Source organism: Caenimonas terrae (assembly GCF_042655405.1).
GTDB lineage: Bacteria > Pseudomonadota > Gammaproteobacteria > Burkholderiales > Burkholderiaceae_C > Ramlibacter > Ramlibacter terrae_A.
Genome location: NZ_JBHSMF010000009.1, coordinates 781807 through 806527, shown reverse-complemented (window position 1 = coordinate 806527; position 24721 = coordinate 781807). Strand labels below are relative to the sequence as shown.

Genomic DNA, 24721 nt, shown 5'->3' with positions numbered 1-24721 from the left:
ATCCACGCGCAGCGGAGACGCCATGAAATCGATCGCCATCCTGGTCCTGCTCATGTGGGCAGCCATGCCGCCGCTGGCCGGCGCGCAGCCGGCCGCCGACGCCACCGTCGGCGTGCAGCCGGCCGCCGCCCGCCGCGCCGCCCGTGAGGCCGCCGAGGCCGCCCGCGCCGCCGACGAAGCGATCGCGGCCGGCGTGCAGCAGGCCGAGCGGGCCACCGGCGACGCCTCGGCCACGGTCACGGACGCGATCGCGCGCGCCGTCGCCAAGGCCGCCAGGGTGGTGCGCGAGGCGCAGCGCAAGCTGCGCGAGTCGACCCAGGCCGCCGCCGGCGACGCCCGGGCGCTGGCGCAGAAGGCGGAGGATGCCTCCGGCACGGCGACCGCCGCCACCGAGCGCGCGCTGGAGCAGGCCGATGCCGCGGCCAGGCAGCACGCGCAGGCCGGCAAGGACGACATCCGCAAGGCGGCGCAGGCCACCCGCGACGCCCTGAAGGAAGCCCGTGACGCGACCCGCGCGGCAGCCGCCGCCGCCCGCGCCGCCGTGACCCAGCCGGCGGTGGCCACCCAACCCATGAAAGCAAAGCCATGAAAGTCAATGAGAGCATCTTGGACCGCAGCGTCCGCGTCGCCGTCGGCGTGCTGCTGATCGGCATGGCCCTGCCCGGCGTGATCGGGCCCTGGGGCTACATCGGCGTCATCCCGCTGCTGACCGGCGCGGTCGGCTTCTGCCCGCTGTACAGGCTGCTGGGCGTGAGCAGCTGCCCGACGCCCAGCCGCTAGGCCCGGTTCACGCCGCGGCCGGCGACTGCGGAAATTCCACCGACTGGCCCAGCCGCGGCACCGCGGCGATCCAGCCCAGCTCCTGCTCGATGCGCTGGCGCAGCGCATCGGCGGCGGCCGGTTCGCCGTGGTTGAGGTACAGCGCCTGCGGCCGCTGCGGCGCGGTCTTGAGCCATTGCACCAGTTGCGCCGCGTCGGCATGGGCCGACATGCCGGGCAGCGAAACCACCTCGGCCCGGATCGGCACCGCTTCGCCGTGGATGCGGATGCTGGATTCGCCGGCCACGATGCGCGCACCGCGGGTGCCGCCGGCCTGGTAGCCGGCGAACACGATGGTGTTGCGGCGGTCCGGCGCCAGCGACTTCAGATGGTGCAGCACCCGCCCGCCGGTGGCCATGCCGCTGGCCGAGACGATGATGCAGGGGCCGTGGCGCGCCACCAGGGCGCGCGATTCGTCCACCGAGCGGACCATGGTCGCGACCCGGCACATGCCGGCGCACTGCTCGGGCGTCAGCCGGTGCTCGCTGCGATGGCGCCGGTAGATCTCGGTGGCGTCGATCGCCATCGGGCTGTTGAGGAATACCGGCAGGTCGGGGATCTCGCCGCGCTGCTTGAGCAGGTAGATCGCGTACAGCAACGACTGCGCCCGGCCGACGGCGAACGCCGGCACCAGCACGATGCCGCCGCGCGCCGCCGTGCGCTGGATCACCTGGCCCAGCAGCGCCTGCCCGCCGGCCGGCTCGTGCAGGCGGTCGCCGTAGGTCGATTCGACGACGATGCAATCGGCCCGCTCGATCGGCACCGGCGGCCGCATGACGGCGTCGTCGGGCCGGCCGAGGTCGCCGGAAAACAGCACGGTGGACGCGCCCGCGCCCAGCTCCACCGAGCTGGCGCCCAGGATGTGGCCGGCCGGCCGCAGCCGCAGCCGCATGCCGGCGACGGTGGACTGCTGGTCGAAGGGCAGCGGCTCCAGCCGCTGCAGCGCGCGCTGCGCGTCCTGTTCGGTGTACAACGGCAGCGCCGGGTCGTGGCGCGAGCTGTGGTGGCGGTTGGCATAGCCTGCCTCTTCCTCCTGCAGCCGGCCGCTGTCGGGCAGCAGCACCCCGCAGACCTCGATGGTCGCCGGGGTCGCGAACACCGGGCCGCGGAAGCCCCGCTTGACCAGCAGCGGCAAGGCGCCCGAGTGGTCCAGGTGGGCATGCGTGAGCACCACCGCGTCGAGCTGTTTCGGGTCGAACGGGAAGTCTTCCCAGTTCATCGAACGCAGGTTCTTGTAGCCCTGGAACAGGCCGCAGTCGACCAGCAGCTGCCGGCCTTCGCAGGTCACGAGCGTGCGGGACCCGGTGACCGTGCCGGCGCCACCCAGGAAGGAGAGTTTCATGCGCCCGCGCTCATTGGGTGCGCGACGCGGTCCCGTTCGGCGCGCGCACCAGCAGCACCGGCACCGGCGCATAGCGCGCGATCTGCTCGGCGTCGCTGCCCAGCAGCGCGCGGTCGACGCCGCGCCGGCCGTGGGTGCCGGCCACGATCAGGTCGGCCGGCCAGCGCCGCGCCTCCTCGGCGATCTGCTCGCAGACCCGGCCGGCCCCGCCGAGCACCAGTTCCGACTCCACCGCCACCCCGGCGGCCAGCGCCTTGGCCAGGCCGGCGGCCAGCAGCTTCTCGCCGGCCTCGCGCATGCGCGGCAGCACGTCGTCGAAGTAGGCATGCGAGGATTCGAAGCCGTTGACCCACGCCAGTTCGTCCATCACGTGGACCAGCCGCAGCCGCGCCGTGACGGTCTGCGCCAGCCGGATCGCCTCCTCCAGCGCCCGGTCCGAGGTGGGGCTGCCGTCGATGGCGACCAGGATCCTGCGGAACATGGACATCGGCGCTCCTCAGTGCAGGCGGATCTCGAAGCTGGCGGTGAAGGCCACCAGGTCGAGGATGCGGATATGGCGCTTGTCCACTTCCAGCAGGCCCTGCTGCTGGAACGACGAAAACGTGCGGCTGACCGTCTCCAGCGTCAGCCCCAGGTAGCTGCCGATCTCGGCGCGCGACATCCGCAGGTGGAACTCGCTGGCCGAATAGCCGCGCGCCTTGTAGCGGCGCGACAGGTTCAGCAGGAAGGCGGCCAGCCGCTCTTCCGAGTTCATGCTTCCCAGCAGCAGCATCAGGCTGTGCTCGCGCACCAGCTCGCGGCTCATCAGCCGGGTGACCAGCTGCTGCATGCCGGCGCTGCCCTGCGCCAGCTCGCACAGCTGGGCGTAGGGGATGGCGCAGATCTCGGTGTCCTCCAGCGCGGTCGCGGTGCTGGCGTGGTTGCCCTGGGCGACGCCATCCAGGCCCATCAGCTCGCCGGCGATGTGGAAGCCCGTGACCTGCTCGCGGCCGTCGGGCAGCGTCAGGTTGGACTTGAAGGTGCCGCTGCGCACGGCGTAGAGGAAGGCGAAGCGGTCGCCCTCGTGGTACAGGATCTGGCCGGCCTTGATCCGGCGGCGCGCGAACATCAGCGCATCGAGCCGCCCGGTGTCGATCTCGTTCATGCCGCAGGGCAGGCACAGGTCGCGCAGGTGGCAGGTGGTGCAGTTGGCAGCCTGCTGGGCGGCCGCGCGCGGCTGGTAGGCCGCGGCGATCGGGATGGTCCGCAGGACGCGGGCGGCGGCTTCGATGGTGGCAGCGGACATAGGGAACTCCTCAGTTGCGTACGGTGGCAAACATTCGGGCGGTCGTCGCCACGGCCCCCGGAAGCTGGTCGAATTCGGTGCTCTTGTCGATGAAGCGGCTGGCGCCTGCGGCCAGATAGCGGCGCCGGTAGGCCGGCGCGGAGTGGTTGCTGAAGACCACGAAGGCGATCTCCGGCGCCGCGGCGCGCACGCCGCGCAGCACGTCCAGCCCGACCCCGCCCTCCAGCTGCACGTCCAGCACCACGACGTCCGGCCGGCTGGCCAGGATGGCGTCGATGCACTCCTGCGGGGTGCCGGCCTCGCCGACGATGGCGACCGGCTGCGCCGCAAGCAGCTGGGCAACCTGGGCGCGGATCATGGCCGAGTCGTCGGCCAGGAACACCTTGATCGGATGGTCGTGGGGCATGCAGCGACTTTGGCTGCAAACCGCCGGCGCGGGCATCGGCGCCGGCTGAATCGCGGCTTCGGACAACTCCGGTTCAGGCCCTTCGCGGACGCCGGGGGTGCCTCGGAATTTTCCGAGCGGCGCCGGCGCGGCGGGCGCGGTAGAACAGCCGCTTGACCGCCTCCAGCAGCAGCAGGTAGCACAGGGTCATCCCCAGCAGCGCGCCGTAGAACGGCAGCGGCAGCGCCACCAGCCCGAACAGCCCGCCCAGCGGGGTGAACGGCAGCGCCGCGGCCACGGCGAGCACCGCCGCGGCGGCCAGCACCAGGGCCCGGTGCGGGCGGCCGGCCAGCGCCGGCCCGCGGGTGCGGATCACGAAGATCGCCAGCACCTGGGTGGCCAATGACTCGACGAACCAGCCGGACTGGAACTGCGCCGCCGACGCCCCCAGCACCACCAGCAGCAGGTAGAAGGTGCCCAGGTCGAACAGCGAGCTGACCGGCCCGATCACGAACATGAAGCGGCGCAGCTGCGGCATGTCCCAGTGCTGCGGGGCGGCGACGTCGGCCGGCTCCACCCGGTCCAGCGGCAGCGCCACCGAGGCGGTGTCGTACAGCAGGTTGTTCAGCAGGATCTGCACCGGCAGCATCGGCAGGAACGGCAGGAAGACGGCCGCCGCCGCCATGCTGGCCATGTTGCCGAAGTTCGAGCTGGTGCCCAGCAGGATGTACTTGCGGGTGTTGGCGAAAGTGCGCCGGCCCTCGGCCACCGCCTGCGACAGCACGTCCAGGCTGTGCCGCAGCAGGATCACGTCGGCGGCGGCGCGGGCGCTGTCGGCGCCGGTGTCCACCGAGATGCCGATGTCGGCGCTGTGCAGCGCCGGCGCGTCGTTGATGCCGTCGCCCAGGTAGCCCACCACGTGGCCGCGGGCGCGCAGGGCCCGGATGACGCGGTTCTTCTGGATCGGGTCGACCCGGCAGAACAGGTTGGCCCGGCGCGCGCGCTGCGCCAGCGCGCGGTCGTCCAGCGTCGCGATCTCGGCGCCCAGCAGCACGCCGGCCACCGGCAGGCCGAGCGCCTCGCAGACGTGGCGGGTGACCAGCTCGCTGTCGCCGGTGAGCACCTTCACGTGCACCCCCTGCGCCCGCAGCGCCTCGAGCGCGGCGCGGGCGTCGGCCTTGGGCGGATCGAGGAAGGCGGCAAAGCCGGCGAACACCAGCTCGTTCTCGTCCTGCAGCTGCGCGTCCTCCAGCGTGGACGGCACCGCCTTCCAGGCCACGCCCAGCACCCGGAAGCCGTCGGACTCCAGCGCCACCAGTGTCGCCTGGGCCTGGTCCCGGGCCTCAGCGGTCCAGGCGGCGAAGCCCTCGCCCTGCTGGAAGCGGTCGCAATGGGCCAGCACGTCGGCCGGCGCGCCCTTGACGATCAGCCGCCGCTCGCCGCCGCGCTCCAGCAGCACCGACAGCCGCCGCCGCTCGAAGTCGAACGGCACCTCGTCGATCTTGCGCCAGGGCGCGACGTCGACGCCGCCGTGGGCCAGCACCGCGTCCTCCAGCGGCGTGCGGATGCCGGACTCGAAGTGGCTGTTCAGGTACACCGCCTCCAGGGCGGCCGGACTGTCGACGCCGGCGATGTCGACGTGGCGCACTAATTCGATCTTCGCCTCGGTCAGGGTGCCGGTCTTGTCGGTGCACAGCACGTCCATCGAGCCCAGGTTGTGGATGGCCGACAGCCGCTTGACGATCACCTGCGCGCGCGCCAGCCGCAGCGCCCCGCGCGACAGGCTGACCGTCACCACCATCGGCAGCAGCTCCGGCGTCAGGCCCACCGCCAGCGCCACCGCGAACATGAAGGACTCCAGCCAGGCGCGGTGCGCCAGCCCGCTGGCCAGCAGCACCAGCAGCACCAGCGCGAAGGTGAGCCGCAGGATGAAATTGCCGAACTGCCGCAGGTCGTTCTCGAACGCCAGGTCCGGCCGCCGGGCGTCCAGCAGCCCGGAGATGGCGCCGATCTGGGTGTGCGCTCCGGTGCGGCACACCAGCAGGCTGGCGGTGCCCGAGATCACGCTGGTGCCGCGGAACAGCGCCCCGCCGGCCTGGTCCAGCGCCGGCCCCGCCGCCGGCGCGCCGGCCTTCTTTTCCACCGGGAATGATTCGCCGGTCAGCGCCGACTGCTGCACGAACAGGTCCTCGGCCCGCAGCAGCACGCCGTCGGCCGGCACCAGCGAACCGGCGGCCAGCCGCACCACGTCGCCCGGCACCAGCGCCGCGATCTCCACCTCGCGCGCCGCGCCGTCGCGCAGCGCCGTGGTGCGCAGCGACACCGTGTCCACCAGCCGGCCGGCGGCGGCCAGCGCGCGCTGCTGCTGCGCCTGGTCCAGCAACAGGCTCAGGAGGATCACGGCGCCGATGATCCAGGCGCTGGTGCCCTCGCCGGTGAGCGCCGAGACCGCGCCGGCTGCCAGCAGCACCAGCACCAGCGGATTGCGCAGGCGCCGGCCGATCTCGACGAACAGGCGCGCCCGCGGCGGCGGCGCCAGCCGGTTGTCGCCGCCGCTGCGCAGGCGCTCGGCGGCGTCCGCCTGCGCCAGGCCGGCTTCGGTGGCGTGCAGCTGCGCCAGCAGCGCGGGCACGCCCTCGCACCACCACGGCGCCGGCGCCGCATCGTTGGCCGCATGGTCGTGCCGCAGCGACGGAGCTTTCATCCGGGCACCTTAAGCGCCGCCCCGTCGGCATCGCTTGACCGGGATCAACACCGGCGGCCGCGGCCGCCGCCACACTGCACGTTCAACGGAGCGGAAGGCGGGAGATGTTCAAGCGGATCCTGGTCGCGGTCGACGGCAGCGCGCCTTCGGACAAGGCGCTGGACGCCGCCCTTGCGGTCGCCCGCGAGCATGGCGGGCGCGTGCGCGTGCTGCACGTGGCCGCCGAGATGCTGCACGTCGGCGGCAGCGACTCCGACGAAGTGCTGGGAATCGGGCAGGAAGCGGCGGCCCGCGTGGTCGGCCGCGCCATGGCCACCGCGGCGGCGGCCGGCATCGACGCCGACAAGATGCTGTTCCACAGCTTCGGCGAACGGCTGGGCGACATCGTCGCCAATGCGGCGCGCAGCTGGGGCGCCGACCTGGTGGTGGTGGGCAGCCACGGCCGCCAGGGCGCCGGCGACACGCCGCTGGGCAGCGGCGCCGGCCAGATCATCCGGGCCGCGCCGGTGCCCGTGCTGGTGGTCCGCTGAAGTCCAGGCGCCGCAGCGCCAGCAGCCAGAGCCCGATCGCAGCCAGCATCGCACCCGCCGCCGCGGCCGAAGGCCATGACGGCGGCGCGAATCCCAGCAGCTCGCGCAGCAGCGGCACGCCCAGCACCAGCACCAGCACCGCGACGACCGCCGCCAGCAGCGGCGCGAACCAGGTGTTGCGGGCCTGCGAGGCGCCCGGCCGGCGCGCCAGCATCAGCAGGAACAGGCCGCCCACCAGCGCGACGAACGCGGTGCTGCGCACCTGCGCGTCGGCCCAGTGCTGCGCCACCAGCCAGGCGCAGCCGGCCGCCAGCACTGCCGCCAGTCCCACGCCTTCGAGCAGGCCCCAGGCCAGGTTGGCGCCGGCGAAGGGCGACTGGTCGCCGGCGCGCGGCGGCCGCTCCATCAGGTCGGGCGCCGGCGGCTCGGCCTCGAACAGCAGCGCGCAGGCCGGGTCGATCACCAGCTCCAGCAGCACGATCTGCGCCGGCAGCAGCAGCGCCGGCCAGTGCAGCAGCACCGGCAGCAGCGCCAGCGCGATCACCGGCACGTGGACCGCGAAGATGAAGCGCAGCGCCGCCGCGATGTTGTCGTCGATGTGGCGGCCCTGGCGCACCGCCACCACGATGCTGGCGAAGCTGTCGTCCAGCAGCACCAGGTCGGCCGCCTCGCGGGCGACGTCGGTGCCGCGCTGGCCCATGGCGACGCCGACGTCGGCGGCCTTGAGCGCCGGGGCGTCGTTGACGCCGTCGCCGGTCATGCCCACCGTCTCCCCGGCCGCCTGCAGCGCCCGCACCAGCCGCAGCTTGTGCTCGGGCGCCAGCCGCGCGCAGATCGCCACGCCAACCAGCCGCTGCGCCAGGGCGGCATCGTCCAGCGCGTCGATCTCCTGGCCGGTCAGCAGGCCGGCGCCCTCGCCCAGCCCGACCCGCTGCGCGATGGCCCGCGCGGTGGCCGGATGGTCGCCGGTCATCATCAGCACCCGGATGCCGGCGCGGCGGCAGGCGGCGATGGCGGCCGGCACCTCCGGCCGCGGCGGATCGGCCAGCGCCACCAGCCCGAGGAAGCGCAGGTGGAATTCGTGCTGGCCGGCCGGCAGCTCGGGGCCGTCCCACTCGCCGCGTGCCACGCCCAGCACCCGCAGGCCGTGCTGCGCCATCTCCTGCACCTGGGCCCGCACCGCCTCCAGCTGCGCGCCCTCGAGCCGGCACAGGGCGGCGATGGCCTCGGGCGCGCCCTTGGTGGCGACCACCCGCGCCGCACCGGGCGGCGCGAACACGTGCGTCATGGCCAGCAGCTCGCGCGACAGCGGATAGAGCTGCTGCGCGGTCCAGTCCGCATGCAGCCGGCCGGTTCCCGGCAGCCGGCGCTGCGCGAACGCGTGGATCGCTTTTTCCATCGGGTCGAAGGGATCGGCCGGGGTGGCCAGCGCCGCCAGCTCCGCCAGTTCATGCAGTGGTTCCGGCAGCTCGCCGCCGTCCTGTTCGCGGAAGGCATGCGGGCCGGCGCGCAGTTCGGCCACCTGCATCCGGTTGAGCGTCAGCGTGCCGGTCTTGTCCACCGCCAGCACGGTGATCGCGCCGAGCGCCTCGACCGCCTGCACCCGCCGGGTCAGCACGTGCTGGCGCGACAGCCGCCAGGCGCCCAGCGCCAGGAACACCGTCAGCACCACCGGGATCTCCTCGGGCAGGATGGCCATCGCCAGCGCGATCCCCAGCAGCAGGCTGTCCAGCGCCGGGCGGCCGTCCCACAGCCAGGCCGTCAGCACCAGCAGCGCCGCCAGCGCCAGCCCGCCGCCGGCCATCACCCGCACCACCCGGCGCGAGGACCGCTGCAGCTGCGACGCCGGCTGCACGGTCGCCGCCAGCGCCAGCCCGATCCGTCCGACCGCGGTCCGCTCGCCGGTGGCCTGCACCAGCGCCAGGCCGCGGCCGGCGGTGACCACGGTGCTGGCGAACAGCGCCGAATGGGCGTCCGCCCCCGGCCGCGCCGCCTCCTGCGCCGGCTGGCCCGGCAGCTTGTCTTGCGTGGCCGCCTCGCCGGTGAGCAGCGATTCGTCGGCGCTCAGTTCGCCTTCCAGCAGCACTGCGTCGGCGGCGATGCGGTCGCCTTCATGCAGCACCAGCAGGTCGCCGCGCACCACTTCGCGGCTGGCGATGCGCAGCTCCTGGCCGTCGCGCAGCACCAGCGCGCGCGGGGCCGACAGGTCGCGCAGGGCTTCGAGGGCGCGCTGGGTCTTGCGCTCCTGCGCCAGCGCCAGCGCGATCACGGCGAACACCGACACCAGCAGGAAGGTGGCCTCGGCCGCGCTGCCCAGCGCCAGGTACAGGCCGCCAGCCACCAGCAGCATCAGGAACATCGGTTCGAGCAGCACGCCCAACGCGATGCGCCACAGCGGCCGCGGCTCGCTGCCCGGCAGGCTGTTCGGGCCGTCCTGCGCCAGGCGAAGCGCGGCTTGGGCGGCGCTCAGTCCGGCCGGCGCCGCGCTGGTGTCGGCCCCGGCGGTCAATGCACCATCAGCACCGGCAGCGTCATGCTGCGCAGCACGGTCCGCGTGGAGCCGCCCAGCACCCACTCGCGCGCGCGGCTGTGGCCATAGCAGCCCATCACCAGCAGGTCGGCCTCCAGGTCGCACACCCGCGACAGCAACTGGTCGCCCAGCCGTTCAGGTTCTTCGCCGTAGTTGTGCCAATTCGCCCGCACCCCGTGCCGCTGCAGGTAGCGCTCCAGGTCCAGCCGGGGACCGCGCACGCAAGGCTCGCCCGACTCCTGGTCGGCCTCCTGCCAGCTGACCACGTGCACCCGCGCGGCCTTCTGCAGCAGCGGGATCGCCGCGGCGACGGCGCGGGCGGCTTCGCGCGTTTCCTTCCAGGCGATCACCACCCGCTCGCCGGCCGATGCGAAGCGTCCGGCGTAGGGCACGACCAGCGCCGGCTTGCCGCTGACCGCGACCACGGCTTCGGCGAAATCGGACGGCAGGTCCGACGCCGCCGGATCGTCCGGGTCGTGCTGCCCCAGCACCAGCAGGTCGGCATACAGGGCCTGCTGGGCGAACGCGCCGATCACCGGCGGTTCGGTGATCTCGCTCCAGGTCGCGGCCGGGCGCGACTCCTGCGATCCCGCCATCGCCGCCTCGAAGCGCTGCCGGGCCAGCTGGCGCTTGCGGTCGTCGATGGCCAGCATGGCGGCGGCCAGCTCGGGGCCGACCTCCGGCGTGGTCGGCAGCGCGATGTAGCTGGGCGTGACTGCATAGAGCGCGGCCAGCGCGGCGCCATGGCGGATCGACAGCTGGCGGGCCAGGTCCAGCCGCTGCTCGCAGCGCTCCGACGCATCGACGTGGACCAGCAGCTGGGTGAGGGAGGCGTTCATGGCAGCACCTTCGGGCGTTGGGATGCAGCTACCTTAGCCACCGCACCCGGCCGCCGGCTTGATGCGGATCAAGCGGCGCGGTTGACGTGCGTCAAGCCGCGCCGGCGACCGGCCGCCTAAGCTGGCCCATCCAAGGAGACCACCATGTACCAACGCATCCTCGTTCCCACCGACGGCTCGGAGCTGTCCGGCAAGGCCGTGCGCACCGCGATCACGCTGGCGGCCCGGCTGGGCAGCGAACTGGTGGCGCTGTATGTGGCGCCGCGCTATCCGGTGAGCTTCTTCGACGGCGATATCGGGCTGCCGCGCGAGGAGGTGGCGCGCACCGAGAAGGAATGGGCCGACAAGGGCCAGGCCGCAGTGGATGCGGTGGCAGCGGCGGCGCGCGTGGCCGGCGTGCAGGCCCGCGCGGTCGTCATGCAGTCGGACCTGGTGGCCGACTCCATCCTGGCAGCGGCCAAGAAGAACGAATGCGACCTGGTGGTGATGGCCTCGCACGGACGCAAGGGCGTCGCCCGGGTGCTGCTGGGCAGCGAGACCCAGCATGTCCTCACCCACGGCGAGGTGCCGGTGCTGGTGCTGCGCTGAGCGCCGCGCTCAGGAGGACAGCGGGTCCGTCAGTCCGTGCTGCAGCGCGTAGCGGATCAGCTCGCTCTGGTTGGACAGGCCCATCTTCTGCATCAGGTTGGCCTTGTGGGTGCTGACCGTCTTGACCGACAGGTGCAGCTGGGCGGCGATGTCGGTGACCGAGACGCCGGCCGCGATCAGCCGGAACACCTCGAACTCGCGGTCCGACAGCGACTCGTGCGGGGCGCCGGCGCGGTCGCCGCCGGGCATCGCGCCCAGCGCCAGCTGCTCGGCGACCTCGGCGCTGATGAAGGCGCCGCCGCCGGCGATCTTGCGGATCGCCTGCACCAGCTGCGACGGCGCGCTTTCCTTGGTGAGGTAGCCGCTCGCGCCCGACTTGATGGCGCGCACCGCGTACTGCAGCTCCTGGTGCATGCTCAGCACCAGGATGCGCGGCGCGTTCTTCTCCGCGCGCACCAGCTTGATCAGCTCCATGCCGCTGCGCCCGGGCATCGACAGGTCCAGCACCAGCACCTCGAACTCGCGCTCGCGCGCCAGCCGCAGCACCTCGTTGCCGTCCGCCGCCTCGCCCACCACCGTGAATTCGCCGGCCTCGGCGACGATCCGCTTGAGGCCCTCGCGCACGATCGCGTGGTCGTCGGCGATCACGATGCGGATCATGCTGCCTGCTCCAGCACCGGGATGCGCGCTTCCACCCGCGTGCCCTGGCCCGGCGCGCTGGCAACCTGCAGGATGCCCTTGAGCAGCTGGGCCCGCTCGCGCAGGCCGACCAGGCCCAGCGAATTGGGCTTGCGCGGCGCCCCCGGCTCGAAGCCGTCGCCGTTGTCCTGCACCGCCAGCACCACCTCGCCCGCATGGCGCGCGACGGACACCTCCACCTGGGTCGCGCCGGCGTGCTTGGCGACGTTGGCCAGCGATTCCTGGACGATGCGGAACACCGCCGTCGCGTACGGCTCGTCCAGCTCCAGCCCGTCCTGCAGGCTCAGGCCGCAGGAGATGCCGGTGCGCACCGCGAAGTTCTGCGCCAGCCATTCGATCGCCGGCACCAGCCCCAGGTCGTCCAGCAGCAGCGGCCGCAGGTCGGCGGCGATGCGCCGGGTGGCCGCCACGGTGCCGTCCAGCAGTCCCAGCATCTCGGCCAGCTTGCTGCTCGCCACCTCCGGCGCCCGCGCGAAGTTGTCGCGCACCCACGAGGTCTCCATCTTCAGCGCGGTGAGCGACTGCGCCAGCTCGTCATGCAGCTCGCGCGCGATGCGGCTCTTTTCCTGCTCGCGGATGGCGCTGGCCTCGGCGGCGAAGGCGGCCAGGTCCTCCTGCGCGCGCACCCGCTCGGTGACGTCGCGCAGGATCACGGTGTACAGCTTGCCTTCGGGCGTGTCCAGCTGGGAGATCGAGGCGTCCAGCGGGAACTCCTCGCCGCCGGCGCGGCGGCCGTAGATCACGGTGCCGTCGCCCATGCGGCGCGAGGTGACGCCGGTGGCGCCGAACTGCCTGACGTGCTCGGCATGGCTGGTCCGGAAACGTTCCGGCAGCAGCCGCGACATCGGCTGCCCCAGCACGGCGGCGGCCGGCCAGCCGAAGATCTTCTCGGCCGCCCGGTTGTACAGCACGATGTGCTGGGCCGCGTCGACGGTGATGATGCCGTCCATGGCCGAGTCGAGCAGCCCCGACAGGCGCGCGGCCATGCGGGCCTGTTGCTCCTCCGAATTGACCCGCTCGGTGACGTCGCGCAGGATCACCGTGTACAGCTTGCCCTGCGGCGTGTCCAGCTGGGAAATCGAGGCGTCCACCCGGAACTCCTCGCCGCTGGCGCGGACGCCGTAGACCACCGCGCTGCCGCCCATGCGCCGCGAGGTGACGCCGGTGGCGCCGAAGCGCCTGACGTGCTCGGCGTGGCTGCGGTGGAAGCGTTTGGGAATGAGCTTGGTGATCGGCTGCCCCATCACCTCGGAGGCGGGCCAGCCGAAGATCTTCTCGGCGGCGCGGTTGTACAGGATGATGTTCTGCTCCGTGTCGGTCGTGATGATGGCGTCCATCGCCGAGTCCAGCAGGCCCGCCAGCAGGGCGGCCGAGTTGTCCGGAAACGATGAAGACTGGGATGCCATTGCGCGAATTACAGCACACGCATCAGGTCATCCATGGGGTCGATTCGCAAGCCCCCAGCCCGCAAGCGCTGCAACAAGCGGTTGCGCGTCAGCGCAGCAGCAGCGTGCCGGCCGACTCGCCCGCCGGCTGCAGCGGGCCCAGCGGGTTGAGCTGCCGCTCCACCCTGTCGGTGTGGGCCTGTCCGGCAAAATTGCGGAACAGCACTTCATCCTTGCTCACCACCACCAGCGCCTCGAACCACCAGCCCTGCACGTTGGTGATCCGGCGGATGTTGAAGAAGTCCAGCCAGAAGCCGTCCTCGCGGCGCCGGTCCTGGCGCTCGAAGTGGAACAGGAAGGCCCTGCACTCGGACTGCGCCACGATGCACTTGCGGATGCCCGGGTCGAGCGAATCGAAGGGAACGCCGGGATGCGGCGCCAGCCGCCCGACGATGTCGGGGTACGGAATCAGCGTGACGTTGCGCCCTTCCTGCGGGTCGAAGCCGAGCTCCTTGAGCTGCGAGCTGCGGGTCTGGAACGGCACGATCCGTTCGGCCGCCGCCTGGGCCTGGGCGAAGCTCTCGAAGGTGGACGGCGCCTCGCTGCTGCCGCGCGGCAGCAGCGAGGTGCAGCCGGACAGGGCCAGGCACAAAGGGAGCAGCAGGCGGAGCTCGACACGCATGGCGACAGTCTGGCCTTTTCGGGAGCGGGCGCGTTGATCCAGCGCAAGGCACCGTGCCGCCGTGAGCGCCAGACTTGGCCATCCCTTCTGATGTCGGCAGGGCAGGAGAACACCATGAACGACAGCGTGATGCGCAAGGTCTACCAGGGCCAGGACCGGCTGGCCCGCAATTTCCAGACGGTGGCCGACGACGCCGAGGCCCTGCTGCGCCAGGGCGTGCGCGACGCCGACGACGCCTACCGGGAAGCGCGCGAGCGGCTCGAGAAAAGCCTGCGGCAGGCACGCGCCGAACTGGGCAGCCTGTCGCACGCGCGCCAGGCTGCCGCGCGCTATGTGCACGACAACGCCTGGCAGGCGATCGCCATCGCCGCGGGCGTCGGCTTGCTGGCCGGCTGGCTGGCCAGCAGGCGCTAGCGGCTCAGGCCTGCGCGATCGCCACCAGGGCCTGGATCCGGCCTTCGATCGGCCCGGGGCCGAAGCGTCCGGCCAGCGCCGCGATGGCAGCCTCCGTCGCATCGGCCAGCGCCGACGGACCCTGCGCCTCGATCTCGGCGCGCAGCGGCGAGCCCTGGCAATACGCCAGCGCCGGCTCGCGCGGCGAAGGTGCCCGGCTGCGGTGCGCCACCACGGCGATGTCGCGGCGTGACAGGCCGCCGCGCGCCAGGTCGTCCGCAATCTGGTTGCGGTCGGCGTAGCCGTGCGGGCCGCGGTGCATGAAGCGCGGCGGCGCATCGGGGAACAGCCGGTCCAGCGCTTCGCACACGGTCAGGATCATGTCGTTCTCCTCGATGCGGTCCCAGACGTTGAACACCAGCTGGCCGCCCGGGCGCAGCACGCGCCTGGCCTGCGCGAAGGCCTTCGCCTTGTCCGGAAAGAACATCACGCCGAACTGGCAGACCACCACGTCGAAGGAGCGGTCGGGGAACGGCAGCTGCATCGCGTCCGCCTGCTGCCACCGCACCGGCCTGGCGGTGCCGACCTGCGCTGCGACGTCCAGCATCGGCTGGTTCAGGTCGGTGGCGACGATCGAGACTTCGGGCGCGAGCTGCTGCGCGAGGTGTCGAGTCACCACCCCGGTGCCGGCGGCCAGTTCCAGCACCGAGCCGGGCCGCAAGGCGGCCACCTGGCGGCCCAGGTCCGCCGCATACGGCTCGAAGATCAGGGGGACCATGTAGCGCTCGTAGAGCTGCGGGATCGAGCCCGCGAACCTGCTGTCGTCGCTGGAAGCCGCTGCTGGTGGTGTCATCCGCTCCTCCATGGCCCGCAGGCCGCACAAGGCGCCATCGGCGCCGACCCTGGTCATTGCGCGCCGCCAGTATGCCCCGGGCGGCCGGCTGCGGCGGGGTCTGACGCAACGCAAGACCCTGGTTGCGTCGCCCATGGAGACATCGAGCAGGTCTCGCGGCTGCGCACCATCATCGAGGAAGACAGGGCCACCAGGATCCAGACCGACGCGCCGGCCGCGCACAGCGAGTGCTGCTCGCCGGTGCCGTGCTGCCGCACTGAGGCGCACCGCTGTCGCCGCCTCGCGGGGGCGTTCCCCGGCCGGCGGCGACGCGCGCCGCTATGCGGGCTGGCCCTTGCCGGCGGCCTGCGAGGCGACGCGCTCGACCTGCGTCGACAGCTGGCGCAGTTCCGCCGCCCGCGCCGAGATGACCCGCAGTTCTGCCGGACGCAGTCCGTGCAGGAAGCGTTCCAGATGCTCGGGCGTGTGCGGATGGTGGCCTTCCACCCACTTGACGTAGATGCCGTTGGGCAGCACCAGCGCGACCGGATCGATCGCCACTTCATGGGTCCAGGACGGCACGTCCACCGAGGCGCGCTGCTCGAAACACATGATGGTGCCGCCCGCACCCACCACCCAGCCATGCGCGGCATTGAGAAAGTCCACCGCCTGCAGCCGCGCCGCCGAGCCGGTGCTGTCGGTGCGCCAGCTGGTGCCGTTGTCGGCGGTGGTCAGCAGCAGCCCGGTCGAGCCGACCGCGCAGCAGCCCTGGGCGCCGAACAGGTCCAGCGCCAGCAGCGTCTGCGACGCCGAGGGCGAATGGCAGCGCTGCCACTTCTTGCCGCCGTCGACCGTCGACAAGACCGCGCCGCCCAGGTCGCAGGCGAAGCCGCGCTGCCGGTCGGAGAAGCGGATGCCGGTGATGGCCTGGATGGTGCCGCTCTGCTGCGCCGTCCAGGTCAGTCCGCCGTCGGTGGTCGCGCAGATCGCTCCGTCGGCGCCGGCCGCCCAGCCGTGCGAGGCGTCCACGAAATGGATCGCCGCCACCTGCTGGCCGATCGGGCAGCTCAGGTCCTGCCAGGTCGCGCCGCCGTCGGCGGTGGCGATCAGCGTGCCATGCGCACCGCCGGCCCAGCCGTGGACCGGATCGACGAAATGCACGTCGAACAGGTTCTCCCGGTTGCCGTTGCGGATGTGCTGGGTGACGCGCCAGCTCTGCCCGCCGGTGCCGGTGGTGAGGATCGTCCCGTTGTAGCCCACCGCGCAGCCGAAGCCCGGGCCGGCAAAGCAGACGCCGAGCAGGCCCTGCGTTGTGCCGCTGGGCTGCGTGCCCCAGGCCTTGCCGCCATCTTCCGTCCGCAGCACCATGCCGCCGTCGCCCACGGCCCAGCCGTGCTTGGCATCGACGAAGCTGACGCCGTTGAGGTCCACGATGGTTCCGCTCGTTTGCGCACTCCAACTCATGTTCTTCTCCTTTGGAACAGGACCGCCAGCCGTCTGGCAGATACCCAATCGAAGTAGAGCAGCGCCGCTGGAGCCGGCCTTGATCTTTCTCAACGGGCGGCGCGCGCCCCGTGTGCGCTCAAGGCATGCTGCGGCGAAAGAAGTCGACCACCTGCGCGTTGAAGTCGTCGTGGAACGCCTTGCGGTCGAAGCCCGGCCGGTCCTGGCAAAGCTCGGGGAGCGCCTGCGCGAACTGCGGCGGGCAAGGCGGCAGGAAGGCGAAGTGGCCGGCGCCGGCAACGGTGTGGATGGCCGGCCGCGCCGGCAGCGCGGCGGCCACCGCGCCGACGCCGGCGGGCGTCACGCCCTGGCCGCCGAATTCGGAGCGCCACAGCTGGATCGGAATGCCGACCGCGCCAAACGACTCCGCGCCGAAGAACAGCGCCAGCGGGTCGGCGATGACGGCTGCCCTGATGCGGCCGTCCTGCACCGGCGGGGCCAGCTGTCCGCTGCGGACCGCCGCGCACAGGTCGTCGGTGCGTCCCTCGCACATGGCGGCGTGGCGCCCGAACACGGGGACGGCACCCGCCAGCACCAGGCCGGTGTAGCCGCCGCGCGAAAATCCGAACAAGCCGATGCGGTCCGGGTCGATGGCCGACGCGAAGGGCGCCGCGCCGAGCAGGTGGTCCACCACCCGCCTGATGTCCTCGGGCCGCCGCACGAACACCGAGAGTTCGTCGGTGGAACTGCTGTCCTGCGCGCTGTCGCCCGGATGCGAGATCGCCGCGACGATGAAGCCCGCGTCCGCCAGCGCCTGGGCAGTATCGCGGTGGCCCAGGAAGCTGCCCGCCATGCCGTGCGAGATGACGATCAGCGGCAAGCGGCGTCCTGCCAGCGGGCAGTCCTTGACCGCGGAGATGCGAAACGGGCCCAGCTGGAGTTCGGTCGGCGCCAGCGCGCAGGGATACCAGACCGCGCCCGACAGCGCAGGCGAAGCGCCGGCGGCGGGAACCGCCAGCGACTGGATGCCGGCCGCGAACGCGGTGCCGGCGCACAGCATCCACCCAAGCACGACGGTGGCGCCTGCAAGGCAGGCCCTGGACATGGTCATCGCTCGACTCCCTCGTTGGTTGTCCGGCGCGCCGCCGGCTGAGATCGAAACGCCCGATTGTGATCGACGGCAAAAGCGACGGCGCCGCCCGGCAGGCGCGCCGGCACGAAGACGTCGCCGGTTGAAGATGCAGGCACGTTCGACGCGACAAGCACCGGCGGCGCGGGGAACCGGCCGCCGTCCGGCCACTCGAAACGGGATGCTCAAATCCATTTGCATTGCGGTGGTCGCTGCCGCGCTCGCCGGCTGCGCGTCGGGCTTCGCCGTGGACGCCATCGCGCCGGGAACGCCGCGCGAGCAGGTGCTGGCGCGCGCCGGCCAGCCGAGCCGCGTGCTGCCATTGCCTGGCGGCGGCCAGCGGCTGCAGTATTCGCTGCAGCCCGCCGGCCAGTACGCGTGGATGGTCGACCTGGATGGCGCGGGCCGGGTGACGAGCGCGCGCCAGGTCCTGACCGAAGGCGATTTCAACCGCATCGTTCCGGGCCAGTGGAGCCGCGCCGACGTGGAGCGCGAATTCGGCCCGCCGGCCAGCATCGACGGTGTCGCCAGCTGGAACGGCCCGATCATGACCTACCGCTGGCGCGACCTGCAGGGCGCCAGCATGTTCTATTGGGTCTATCTCGACCCGCAGGGCATCGTGCGGCGCGCCCATCCGGGCATGGAGGTGCGCGACCGCCTGTTCGACATGCGCTTCTGAGCGTTGTGCCGGCGCTTCAGCGCCACCAGTCGAACGGCGGCCGGATCACCGCCAGCGGCAACTGCGTGCTGGCCCCGCCGCCGATCGCGGCGACGCATTGGGCGCCCTCGTCGGCCGCCGGCTCGTCCTTCTTGTCGCGCGGGGAAGCGGCCAGGCTCGATGGCAGCGGCGGCCGCGCGGTGAATGAGTCGAGGCCGCTGGTCTGTTCCTGGATCGCCGCGATCGCCAGCGGGCTGTCGATCAGCGCCGGGCCCGCCGATGCGGGTGCCGGTGCTGGAGCCGGTGCTGGAGCCGGTGCTGGCGTCGGGGCCGGCAGCGGGACGGGCGGCGGCGCTGCCGCGGTCGGCGCGGGCGCCGGGGCGGGCGTGGGGGCAGGCGCTGGTGCAGGAGTCGGGGCCGGCGTCGGTGCGGCGGCGGGTGCCGGCGTCGGTGCGGGAGTCGGGGCCGGCGTCGGTGCCGGCGTCGGCGCAGCAGTGGGCGCCGGAGTCGGTGGGGGCGTTGGGGCTGCCGTCGGCGCAGGCGTTGGGGCCGCGGTCGGCGCCGGCGTCGGAGCCGGCGTTGGGGCTGCCGTCGGTGCCGGCGTCGGGGCAGCAGTGGGCGCCGGAGTCGGTGCCGGCGTTGGCGCCGCGGTCGGCGCCGGCGTGGGTGCAGGCGAAGCGGCCGGCGCCACCGCCGCGAAATCGACGCCGTTGGCCAGGTAGTACGGCGAGAAGCCGGGGAAGGCCGGCGCGCTCACCCGGTTGAAGGTGCCGCTGCGCGTGCCGGACCGGATGATTGCGTAGCTGTCCGTCGCGCCGGGCACATAGCCGCCGAGCGCAGTGACCGTCAGGCCGTCGTTGGTCTTGGCGTTGCCCGAGACCACCAGCCGGTCGTAGCTCGTTGCGCTCGCCACGTCCATGTCGATGCTGGCGCCGCCGCCCTGGTTCAGGTCGCCCAGCAGCGTGAGCGTCGCCACCGCGCCGGCGCCGCCGGGGCTGATGCTGCCGCCCGAGTTGTTCAGCGTGGCGCCGCCGAGGTCGATCGTGCCCGCGCCGGCGACGGTGCCGGTGCTGGTGATCGGCACGCCGCCGGTGGAGAGCGTCGTGCCGGACGCCACGTCCAGCACGCCGCTGTTGGAGATCGACGTGCCCGTCACGCTGGCGTTGCTGCCGAACAAGCTGTTGCCCTGCAGCTGCAGCGCGCCCGCGGTGGAGCCGATGCTGACCGTTCCGCCGGACGAGGTCACCGAGATGCCGTTGATCACCACCGGGCGGCTGGAGCTCAGGCTGACGTTGCCGCCCGATTGCACCGTCAGGCCGGTGGCGCTGATGCCGGTGCCGCCGGACGGGTTCGCGGCGACCGTGATGGACCCGCCGCCGCTGCGCAGCGTCACGCCGTTGAGCGCGACCGCGGCGGCCGCGGCGTTGATGTTGATCGCGCCGGCGTCGGAGCGGATCGAATCGACACTGATGTCCTGGCCCGCCGAGGCAGTCAGAACGTCGAGCCGGCCCGTGCCCTGCACCCGGATCGGCATGCCGACCAGGTTGATGCCGCCGGCCGTGCCGGCAACCAGTTCCAGCCTGAGGTTGCTGTTGGGCTGCATCGTCAGCTGGTTGCCGGTGAACGGACCGCTGACGCCGATCGAGTTGGTGGCCTGCAGCGTGACGTTGGCCGTCATGCCTTCGAGGTCGGACTGGTACACCGTGACTGCTGCTGGTGCAGGTGCAGGTGCAGGTGCTGGCGACGGTGACGGTGACGGTGACGGTGACGGTGACGGTGACGGCGCTGGCGGCGGAGATCCGCCTGCAATCGTGATGTCGCTCGGGTCGAGCAGCAGGTTGCCGGTCTTGCCGAGATCGGAGCCCAGGTCGGCGCGGCCGCGGAAGCGCAGCTGCTGCTTGCCGGAGACCTCCGCGTTGCCGCCGTTGCCGCCGCCGGCGCCGCGGGCCGACAGGCTGCCGGCAAAGCGGGTGCTGCCGTCGCTCCAGACCACCACCGTGCCGCCGGCACCGGACAGCGTAGCGTCCGCCTTCAGGCGCACGCCGGCTTCGACGTCGACCGCCTGCGCATTGGCGATGCGGCTGTCCTTGCCCTGGAAACCGCCGCCGACCAGGATCTCGCCGCCGCCGCGCCGGCCGCTGGCGTCGATCGTGGCCGCCGCCTTCAGGGCCAGCTGGCCGGCGGTGATGTGGACGCTGCCGCCCAGCGCCTGCGCGCTGGCGCGGATGCGGCCGTCGACCTGCGCCGCGCCGGCGGCCTGCAGCACCACCCGCCCGCCGCTGGCCGAGGCGCCCTGCGCCTGCACCAGCCCGCTGTGCCGCAGCTGGGCGGCGAAGACGCCCACCGAGTCGCCCTTGAGCGTGCCCAGGTTGACCGCGCTGTCCGCCGGCGCCTGCAGCAGCAGGTGGATGCCTTCCAGCCCGCGGCCGGTCAGCTCCACCGAACGGCCGGCGGCCAGGATGGTGTCTCCGCCCTGCGCCTGCACCAGCGCCCGGGCGCCGGTCTCGATCTGCGGCGCGATCAGCACCACGTCGCCCTGCCGGGTCACCACGCTGCCCAGTACCGACAGCTTGCCGGCGGCCGCGCCGTCGCCGCCGAAGCGCAGGCGGCCGGCGGTCGCATCCGCCGCCGACATCGACAGCGTCGATGCCGTGAAGCCGGCCGTGTCCACTGCGGCACCGGCGCCGACGGCGATTCCCGCGGGATTCACCAGCACCAGTTTTCCGTTGGACCCCAGCCGCCCCAGGATCAGCGACGGGTCGGGACCGGTGACGCGGTTGATCGAGGTGCTGCCGGCGCCCGGCTGCGCGAACCAGGTGCTGGTGCCGGGCGCCACGCCGAAGGCCTGCCAGTTGATCACCGAGTGGCTGGTGCCGGGGCCGTTCTGGGTGGTGATGAGCGTGCGCGTGCCGTCCTGCAGCACCGAGACGGCACCATGGATGGCCTGCGGGTTGACCGCCTGCGCCATGCCCTGCTGCGGAAAGCACAGCGCCAACGCCATCGCAATGGCCAGCGGACGCAGCGGCGGTTGCCCCTGCCGCGCGGTGCGCCGGCGCTGCTTGCTGTTTCTGCTGTCATTGGCCACGGCACCGCCTCGTTGTTTACATCTGGATTCATGGTCCAGGGTTTCGTCACAGCCTAGTGCAGGCGCTTCCTTATAGCCCAGTGGGACAAGGCCTACAGCGCCGGCGGAGCGTGAACAAGTTGGCATGGAGCGCCGCGACCTGGCCCGGGTCAGGGTCGGGTCAGTGCATTGCACGCATTGCCTGACGCCATCCGCTCCTGCCCGCCCACGCGCCCACCGCAGGATCGCGACGAGGATCGGGCACTGCGCCGATCCGGCCGCAGCACTGCCTCTTCTACCCCACGGGATTCCACTTATGACGACATTTTCGTTCAAACAACTGCTGCTGGCTGCCGGCATGGCCCTGCTCTCGGCGACGGCCATGGCGCAATCGGTGCCGGCCGGCGCACCCGCCGGCACCACCGTCGAATGCAAGGACGGCAGCTTCGCGGCCCCGCAAAGCAAGTCCGGCTCGTGCAGCGGGCACAAGGGCGTCAAGCACTGGTACGGCACCGCCGCGGCCAAGGCCGGCAGCGCCCAGCCGCAGCCGACCGCTGCCAACGGCACCAAGGAAACACCGCCGGCCGTGGCCGCCTCCCCCAGGGCGCAGGCCACGCCCGACCGCGCCAGCCTGCCGGCAGCCGCCGGCGGCGGGGCCGGCAAGGTCTGGGTGAACGAAGCCTCCAAGGTCTACCACTGCGAAGGCGACCGCTACTACGGCCGCACCAAGAAGGGCGAGTACATGAGCGAGCAGGAGGCCAAGGCCCATGGCGCCCGCGCGTCCCACAAGAAGACCTGCGGCGCCTGACATCCCGCTTGACCGGGAACTGGCCAGTCGCGCAGGCGATTGGCCATTTTTTTGTCCGCTCCGCTGAGGTAGGCCACGTCCGACAGCCAGTACCGGTGACGGCCCGCAGTCGCCAATTCAACTTGTGTCTATTGTGAGCAAATGTAGCCCCAGCGTCTGCGGCCATAGAACAAGGAATCGATGATGCATGCCAGGGGGCTGTTCGGACGGGGCGAAAAGCCGCGGCGGGTGATGAAGTACTGGCTGGTGAACGCGGCGCTTCACCTGCTGGTGTGGAGCCTCCTGGCCGCCGTGGTGCGCGGCGGCGAAGGAAACGCAGTGGCCGCGGCCGTGCTGATCGCGCTGTCGGCCGCCGGCCTGGCCGGCACCTTCGTGCTGGCGCGCTTCGGCTATGCCCGCGGCGTGCAGCCCGGGCTGCTGGCCTGGCTGCAGGCCTGGCCGGTGATCCTGTCGGTCGCCGCGGCCTACGCGATCGTTCCCGAGGTACGCGCCGCCCTGCTGCCCCTGCCGGTCGTGGCGGTCATGTTCTGCTCGTTCGGGATGACCCGTCCGCAGGGGGCCCGGGTGGCCGTCGCCGTGACGCTGGTCCTGGGGCTGGCCATGCTGGCGCTGTCGCTGCGCAATCCGGCCGTCTTCGTTCCGGCCCACGAGCTGTTCCACTTCGGCATCCTGGCCGGCATGCTGGCCGCCACCGCCTTCCTCACCGGCGAGTTCCAGAAGCTGCGTGCCCGGCTGCACGAGCAGAAGGAGGAGATGCAGCTGGCTCTGGGCAAGATCAGCCTGATCGCGACGCTGGACGAACTGACGGACCTGCCCAACCGCCGCCACATGAAGGAGATCATCGCCAACGAGGTGGAACGCAACCTGAGCGTCGGCAAGTCGCTGTGCCTGGTGCTGATCGACATCGACTTCTTCAAGAACATCAACGACAGCTACGGCCACAACGTCGGCGACCAGGTGCTGCGGGCCTTCGCCGACCGCGCCGCCGCCGCGCTGCGCACCAGCGACGTGATCGCGCGCTGGGGCGGCGAGGAATTCCTGCTGCTGCTGCCGGCCACCGACGAGGCCGCCGCCGATCTGGTGCTGCGGCGGCTGCGCGAGCAGGTCAACGGCCTGCGGGTGGACGGCCTGCCCGACGCGCTGACGATCACCTTTTCGGCCGGCATGGCATGGCTCACGCCCGGCATCTCGGTCAACGAGGCGATCACCCAGGCCGACCGCGCCATGTACCGCAGCAAGCAGCAGGGCCGCAACGCGAGCCGGGTCTTCAACGCCCAGGTCGACGGCGACGTGACGCCGCCCGCGTACGCGGAGACCACGCAGCTGAACCTGCTGGCCAGCACCCCGGCGCCGGACCTGAGCGACGTGGCGATCCTGGTGGTGGAGGACGACGACCTGCAGCGCGAGGTGATGCTGGTGCTGCTGCAGGAGCTGGGCGCCCGCCATCCGCTGTTCGCCCATGACGGCCACTCCGCGCTGGTGCAGCTGGCCAACGCCGCCAGGCCGGTGCAGGTGGTGATCACCGACCTGAACATGCCGGGCATGGACGGCATCGAGTTCATCCGCCAGCTCGGGGAGTCGCGCGCCGCCGTCTCCATCGTGCTGATGAGCGCGGTCAACAACACCGTCCTGAAGGGCGTGGAAAAGGTGGCGCAGGCCCATGGCCTGGCGCTGCTGGGCGTGCTGCCCAAGCCGGTCCGGCGCCGCGACCTGGCGCGGGTGCTGGCCGCCTTCACCGCCGCGCCGCAGCCGGCGCCCGGCAAGGGCGTCGCCACCTTCGAGCAGTTCTCCGCGGAAGAACTGCAACAGGCGCTCGCCAACCGCGAGTTCGAGCCCTTCTTCCAGCCCAAGGTCAGCCTGCAGACCGGCACCATCAAGGGCTACGAGGCGCTGGCGCGCTGGCGCCGGCCGGGGCTGGGAATCATCTCGCCGGGCTCCTTCATCGGCGTCATGGAACAGTCGGCCCTGATCGACGAGCTCACCTACGTGATGCTGGACAAGTCGGTCGCGGCCTGCAGCCAGTGGCAGAGCCTGGGGCTGGACTACGGCGTCTCGATCAACGTCTCGGTGCTGACGCTGTCGCAGCCCGACTGCGCGCAGCGGGTGCTGCGGATCGTCAAGGACCACGGGGTCGACCCGTCGCTGGTGACCATCGAGATGACCGAATCCTCCACCGACGCGACCGGGCTCAAGACGGTGCTGGCCAACCTGTCCAGGCTGCGGATCAACGGCTTCGGCCTGTCGATCGACGACTACGGCACCGGCTATTCGTCGATGGACCGGCTGGCGCGGATCGCCTTCACCGAGCTGAAGATCGACCAGTCCTTCGTCGCCGAGGCCCAGACCAACGCCTCGGCGATGGCGATCATGCAGTCCAGCGTCAGCGTGGCCAAGGTGCTGCACCTGGTCTCAGTGGCCGAGGGCGTCGAGACCAAGGCCCAGTGGGACCTGGTGCGCGGCACCGGCTGCGAGCTGGCCCAGGGTTATTTCATCTCGCGGCCGGTGGAAGCCTGTGCCGTCCCCGGGATGGCGCTGGAATGGCTGACGCGGATCCAGGCCGGCGACGTCCAGACCATGGACATCCTGATCGACGGCTAGGGCAGCAC

Annotated in this window: 22 protein-coding genes; 8 read left to right on the top strand and 14 right to left on the bottom strand. The window is 72.2% G+C overall.

Annotated elements, in window-relative coordinates; translation table 11 throughout:
* Positions 1-22: 22 nt before the first annotated feature.
* Together ACFPOE_RS17720 and ACFPOE_RS17715 are read left to right on the top strand one after the other, a co-directional pair.
* Positions 23-589, top strand: coding sequence for a hypothetical protein (locus ACFPOE_RS17720; RefSeq protein WP_376851612.1), 567 nt, complete (start codon positions 23-25; stop codon positions 587-589).
* Positions 590-606: 17 nt separating this feature from the next.
* Entirely contained in the window at positions 607-780 is a 174-nt protein-coding gene (locus ACFPOE_RS17715) for a YgaP family membrane protein (protein WP_376851611.1), read from the top strand.
* Between the two features lie 7 nt (positions 781-787).
* Here ACFPOE_RS17715 and ACFPOE_RS17710 read toward each other — a convergent pair whose 3' ends face one another.
* From ACFPOE_RS17710 to mgtA, 5 genes are all read right to left on the bottom strand, one after another.
* Positions 788-2161 (bottom strand): MBL fold metallo-hydrolase RNA specificity domain-containing protein, encoded by a 1374-nt coding sequence (locus ACFPOE_RS17710; protein WP_376851610.1) that lies wholly within the window; start codon positions 2159-2161, stop codon positions 788-790.
* 10 nt (positions 2162-2171) lie between these two features.
* Positions 2172-2642, bottom strand: a complete 471-nt coding sequence (locus tag ACFPOE_RS17705; protein ID WP_376851609.1) for a universal stress protein — start codon at positions 2640-2642, stop codon at positions 2172-2174.
* 15 nt (positions 2643-2657) lie between these two features.
* Positions 2658-3446: a fumarate/nitrate reduction transcriptional regulator Fnr gene (fnr, locus tag ACFPOE_RS17700; protein ID WP_376851608.1), complete on the bottom strand. Its 789-nt coding sequence runs from the start codon at positions 3444-3446 to the stop codon at positions 2658-2660.
* Positions 3447-3456: 10 nt separating this feature from the next.
* Positions 3457-3852, bottom strand: a complete 396-nt coding sequence (locus tag ACFPOE_RS17695) for a response regulator (RefSeq protein ID WP_376851607.1) — start codon at positions 3850-3852, stop codon at positions 3457-3459.
* A gap of 73 nt (positions 3853-3925) precedes the next feature.
* Entirely contained in the window at positions 3926-6535 is a 2610-nt protein-coding gene (gene mgtA, locus ACFPOE_RS17690) for a magnesium-translocating P-type ATPase (RefSeq protein ID WP_376851606.1), read from the bottom strand.
* Positions 6536-6639: 104 nt separating this feature from the next.
* Between mgtA and ACFPOE_RS17685 the strand changes: the two genes are divergently transcribed.
* Complete coding sequence (locus tag ACFPOE_RS17685; protein ID WP_376851605.1) at positions 6640-7065, top strand: universal stress protein; 426 nt, start codon at positions 6640-6642, stop codon at positions 7063-7065.
* Here ACFPOE_RS17685 and ACFPOE_RS17680 read toward each other — a convergent pair.
* Positions 7025-9574 carry a cation-translocating P-type ATPase gene (locus ACFPOE_RS17680; RefSeq protein ID WP_376851604.1) on the bottom strand — a complete coding sequence of 850 codons (2550 nt, stop codon included), beginning with the start codon at positions 9572-9574 and terminating at the stop codon, positions 7025-7027. The genes ACFPOE_RS17685 and ACFPOE_RS17680 overlap by 41 nt on opposite strands.
* Positions 9571-10434 carry a universal stress protein gene (locus ACFPOE_RS17675; RefSeq protein WP_376851603.1) on the bottom strand — a complete coding sequence of 288 codons (864 nt, stop codon included), beginning with the start codon at positions 10432-10434 and terminating at the stop codon, positions 9571-9573. Before ACFPOE_RS17675 ends, ACFPOE_RS17680 begins: the two co-directional genes overlap by 4 nt.
* Positions 10435-10578: 144 nt before the next feature.
* Between ACFPOE_RS17675 and ACFPOE_RS17670 the strand changes: the two genes are divergently transcribed.
* Positions 10579-11022, top strand: a complete 444-nt coding sequence (locus ACFPOE_RS17670; RefSeq protein WP_376851602.1) for a universal stress protein — start codon at positions 10579-10581, stop codon at positions 11020-11022.
* Between the two features lie 9 nt (positions 11023-11031).
* Here ACFPOE_RS17670 and ACFPOE_RS17665 read toward each other — a convergent pair whose 3' ends face one another.
* From ACFPOE_RS17665 to ACFPOE_RS17655, 3 genes are all read right to left on the bottom strand, one after another.
* Entirely contained in the window at positions 11032-11682 is a 651-nt protein-coding gene (locus ACFPOE_RS17665) for a response regulator (protein ID WP_376851601.1), read from the bottom strand.
* Positions 11679-13127: a PAS domain-containing sensor histidine kinase gene (locus ACFPOE_RS17660; protein WP_376851600.1), complete on the bottom strand. Its 1449-nt coding sequence runs from the start codon at positions 13125-13127 to the stop codon at positions 11679-11681. Before ACFPOE_RS17660 ends, ACFPOE_RS17665 begins: the two co-directional genes overlap by 4 nt.
* A gap of 88 nt (positions 13128-13215) precedes the next feature.
* On the bottom strand, positions 13216-13788 hold the full coding sequence (locus tag ACFPOE_RS17655; protein ID WP_376851599.1) for a hypothetical protein: 573 nt from the start codon (positions 13786-13788) through the stop codon (positions 13216-13218).
* A gap of 114 nt (positions 13789-13902) precedes the next feature.
* Here ACFPOE_RS17655 and ACFPOE_RS17650 point away from each other — a divergent pair, with 114 nt between their 5' ends.
* Complete coding sequence (locus ACFPOE_RS17650) at positions 13903-14202, top strand: ElaB/YgaM/YqjD family protein (RefSeq protein WP_376851598.1); 300 nt, start codon at positions 13903-13905, stop codon at positions 14200-14202.
* 4 nt (positions 14203-14206) lie between these two features.
* Here the strand turns inward: ACFPOE_RS17650 and ACFPOE_RS17645 are convergent, their stop codons facing one another.
* From ACFPOE_RS17645 to ACFPOE_RS17635, 3 genes are all read right to left on the bottom strand, one after another.
* Entirely contained in the window at positions 14207-15034 is an 828-nt protein-coding gene (locus ACFPOE_RS17645) for a class I SAM-dependent methyltransferase (protein WP_376851923.1), read from the bottom strand.
* 318 nt (positions 15035-15352) lie between these two features.
* Positions 15353-16477 (bottom strand): WD40/YVTN/BNR-like repeat-containing protein, encoded by a 1125-nt coding sequence (locus ACFPOE_RS17640; protein WP_376851597.1) that lies wholly within the window; start codon positions 16475-16477, stop codon positions 15353-15355.
* A 118-nt stretch (positions 16478-16595) separates the two neighbouring features.
* Complete coding sequence (locus ACFPOE_RS17635; RefSeq protein ID WP_376851596.1) at positions 16596-17567, bottom strand: alpha/beta hydrolase family protein; 972 nt, start codon at positions 17565-17567, stop codon at positions 16596-16598.
* A gap of 199 nt (positions 17568-17766) precedes the next feature.
* On the opposite strand from ACFPOE_RS17635, the gene ACFPOE_RS17630 reads away from it, so the two are divergent.
* Positions 17767-18264: a hypothetical protein gene (locus tag ACFPOE_RS17630; RefSeq protein WP_376851595.1), complete on the top strand. Its 498-nt coding sequence runs from the start codon at positions 17767-17769 to the stop codon at positions 18262-18264.
* A gap of 16 nt (positions 18265-18280) precedes the next feature.
* Here the strand turns inward: ACFPOE_RS17630 and ACFPOE_RS17625 are convergent, their stop codons facing one another.
* Positions 18281-21328 (bottom strand): two-partner secretion domain-containing protein, encoded by a 3048-nt coding sequence (locus tag ACFPOE_RS17625; RefSeq protein ID WP_376851594.1) that lies wholly within the window; start codon positions 21326-21328, stop codon positions 18281-18283.
* Between the two features lie 295 nt (positions 21329-21623).
* Here ACFPOE_RS17625 and ACFPOE_RS17620 point away from each other — a divergent pair, with 295 nt between their 5' ends.
* Together ACFPOE_RS17620 and ACFPOE_RS17615 are read left to right on the top strand one after the other, a co-directional pair.
* Complete coding sequence (locus ACFPOE_RS17620; RefSeq protein WP_376851593.1) at positions 21624-22115, top strand: DUF3761 domain-containing protein; 492 nt, start codon at positions 21624-21626, stop codon at positions 22113-22115.
* Positions 22116-22295: 180 nt separating this feature from the next.
* The gene (locus tag ACFPOE_RS17615) at positions 22296-24713 is read left to right on the top strand and encodes an EAL domain-containing protein (protein WP_376851592.1); all 2418 of its coding nucleotides are present in this window, start codon (positions 22296-22298) and stop codon (positions 24711-24713) included.
* Positions 24714-24721 lie beyond the last annotated feature (8 nt).

Bases quoted from the DNA above. Each gene is read 5' to 3' on its own strand.
- fnr (WP_376851608.1), bottom strand. From the start codon at position 3,446: ATGTCCGCTGCCACCATCGAAGCCGCCGCCCGCGTCCTGCGGACCATC.
- ACFPOE_RS17620 (WP_376851593.1), top strand. From the start codon at position 21,624: ATGACGACATTTTCGTTCAAACAACTGCTGCTGGCTGCCGGCATGGCC.
- ACFPOE_RS17685 (WP_376851605.1), top strand. From the start codon at position 6,640: ATGTTCAAGCGGATCCTGGTCGCGGTCGACGGCAGCGCGCCTTCGGAC.
- ACFPOE_RS17695 (WP_376851607.1), bottom strand. From the start codon at position 3,852: ATGCCCCACGACCATCCGATCAAGGTGTTCCTGGCCGACGACTCGGCC.
- ACFPOE_RS17660 (WP_376851600.1), bottom strand. From the start codon at position 13,127: ATGGCATCCCAGTCTTCATCGTTTCCGGACAACTCGGCCGCCCTGCTG.
- ACFPOE_RS17640 (WP_376851597.1), bottom strand. From the start codon at position 16,477: ATGAGTTGGAGTGCGCAAACGAGCGGAACCATCGTGGACCTCAACGGC.
- ACFPOE_RS17655 (WP_376851599.1), bottom strand. From the start codon at position 13,788: ATGCGTGTCGAGCTCCGCCTGCTGCTCCCTTTGTGCCTGGCCCTGTCC.
- ACFPOE_RS17635 (WP_376851596.1), bottom strand. From the start codon at position 17,567: ATGACCATGTCCAGGGCCTGCCTTGCAGGCGCCACCGTCGTGCTTGGG.
- mgtA (WP_376851606.1), bottom strand. From the start codon at position 6,535: ATGAAAGCTCCGTCGCTGCGGCACGACCATGCGGCCAACGATGCGGCG.
- ACFPOE_RS17665 (WP_376851601.1), bottom strand. From the start codon at position 11,682: ATGATCCGCATCGTGATCGCCGACGACCACGCGATCGTGCGCGAGGGC.
- ACFPOE_RS17630 (WP_376851595.1), top strand. From the start codon at position 17,767: ATGCTCAAATCCATTTGCATTGCGGTGGTCGCTGCCGCGCTCGCCGGC.
- ACFPOE_RS17710 (WP_376851610.1), bottom strand. From the start codon at position 2,161: ATGAAACTCTCCTTCCTGGGTGGCGCCGGCACGGTCACCGGGTCCCGC.
- ACFPOE_RS17720 (WP_376851612.1), top strand. From the start codon at position 23: ATGAAATCGATCGCCATCCTGGTCCTGCTCATGTGGGCAGCCATGCCG.
- ACFPOE_RS17615 (WP_376851592.1), top strand. From the start codon at position 22,296: ATGATGCATGCCAGGGGGCTGTTCGGACGGGGCGAAAAGCCGCGGCGG.
- ACFPOE_RS17675 (WP_376851603.1), bottom strand. From the start codon at position 10,434: ATGAACGCCTCCCTCACCCAGCTGCTGGTCCACGTCGATGCGTCGGAG.
- ACFPOE_RS17705 (WP_376851609.1), bottom strand. From the start codon at position 2,642: ATGTTCCGCAGGATCCTGGTCGCCATCGACGGCAGCCCCACCTCGGAC.
- ACFPOE_RS17670 (WP_376851602.1), top strand. From the start codon at position 10,579: ATGTACCAACGCATCCTCGTTCCCACCGACGGCTCGGAGCTGTCCGGC.
- ACFPOE_RS17645 (WP_376851923.1), bottom strand. From the start codon at position 15,034: ATGACACCACCAGCAGCGGCTTCCAGCGACGACAGCAGGTTCGCGGGC.
- ACFPOE_RS17650 (WP_376851598.1), top strand. From the start codon at position 13,903: ATGAACGACAGCGTGATGCGCAAGGTCTACCAGGGCCAGGACCGGCTG.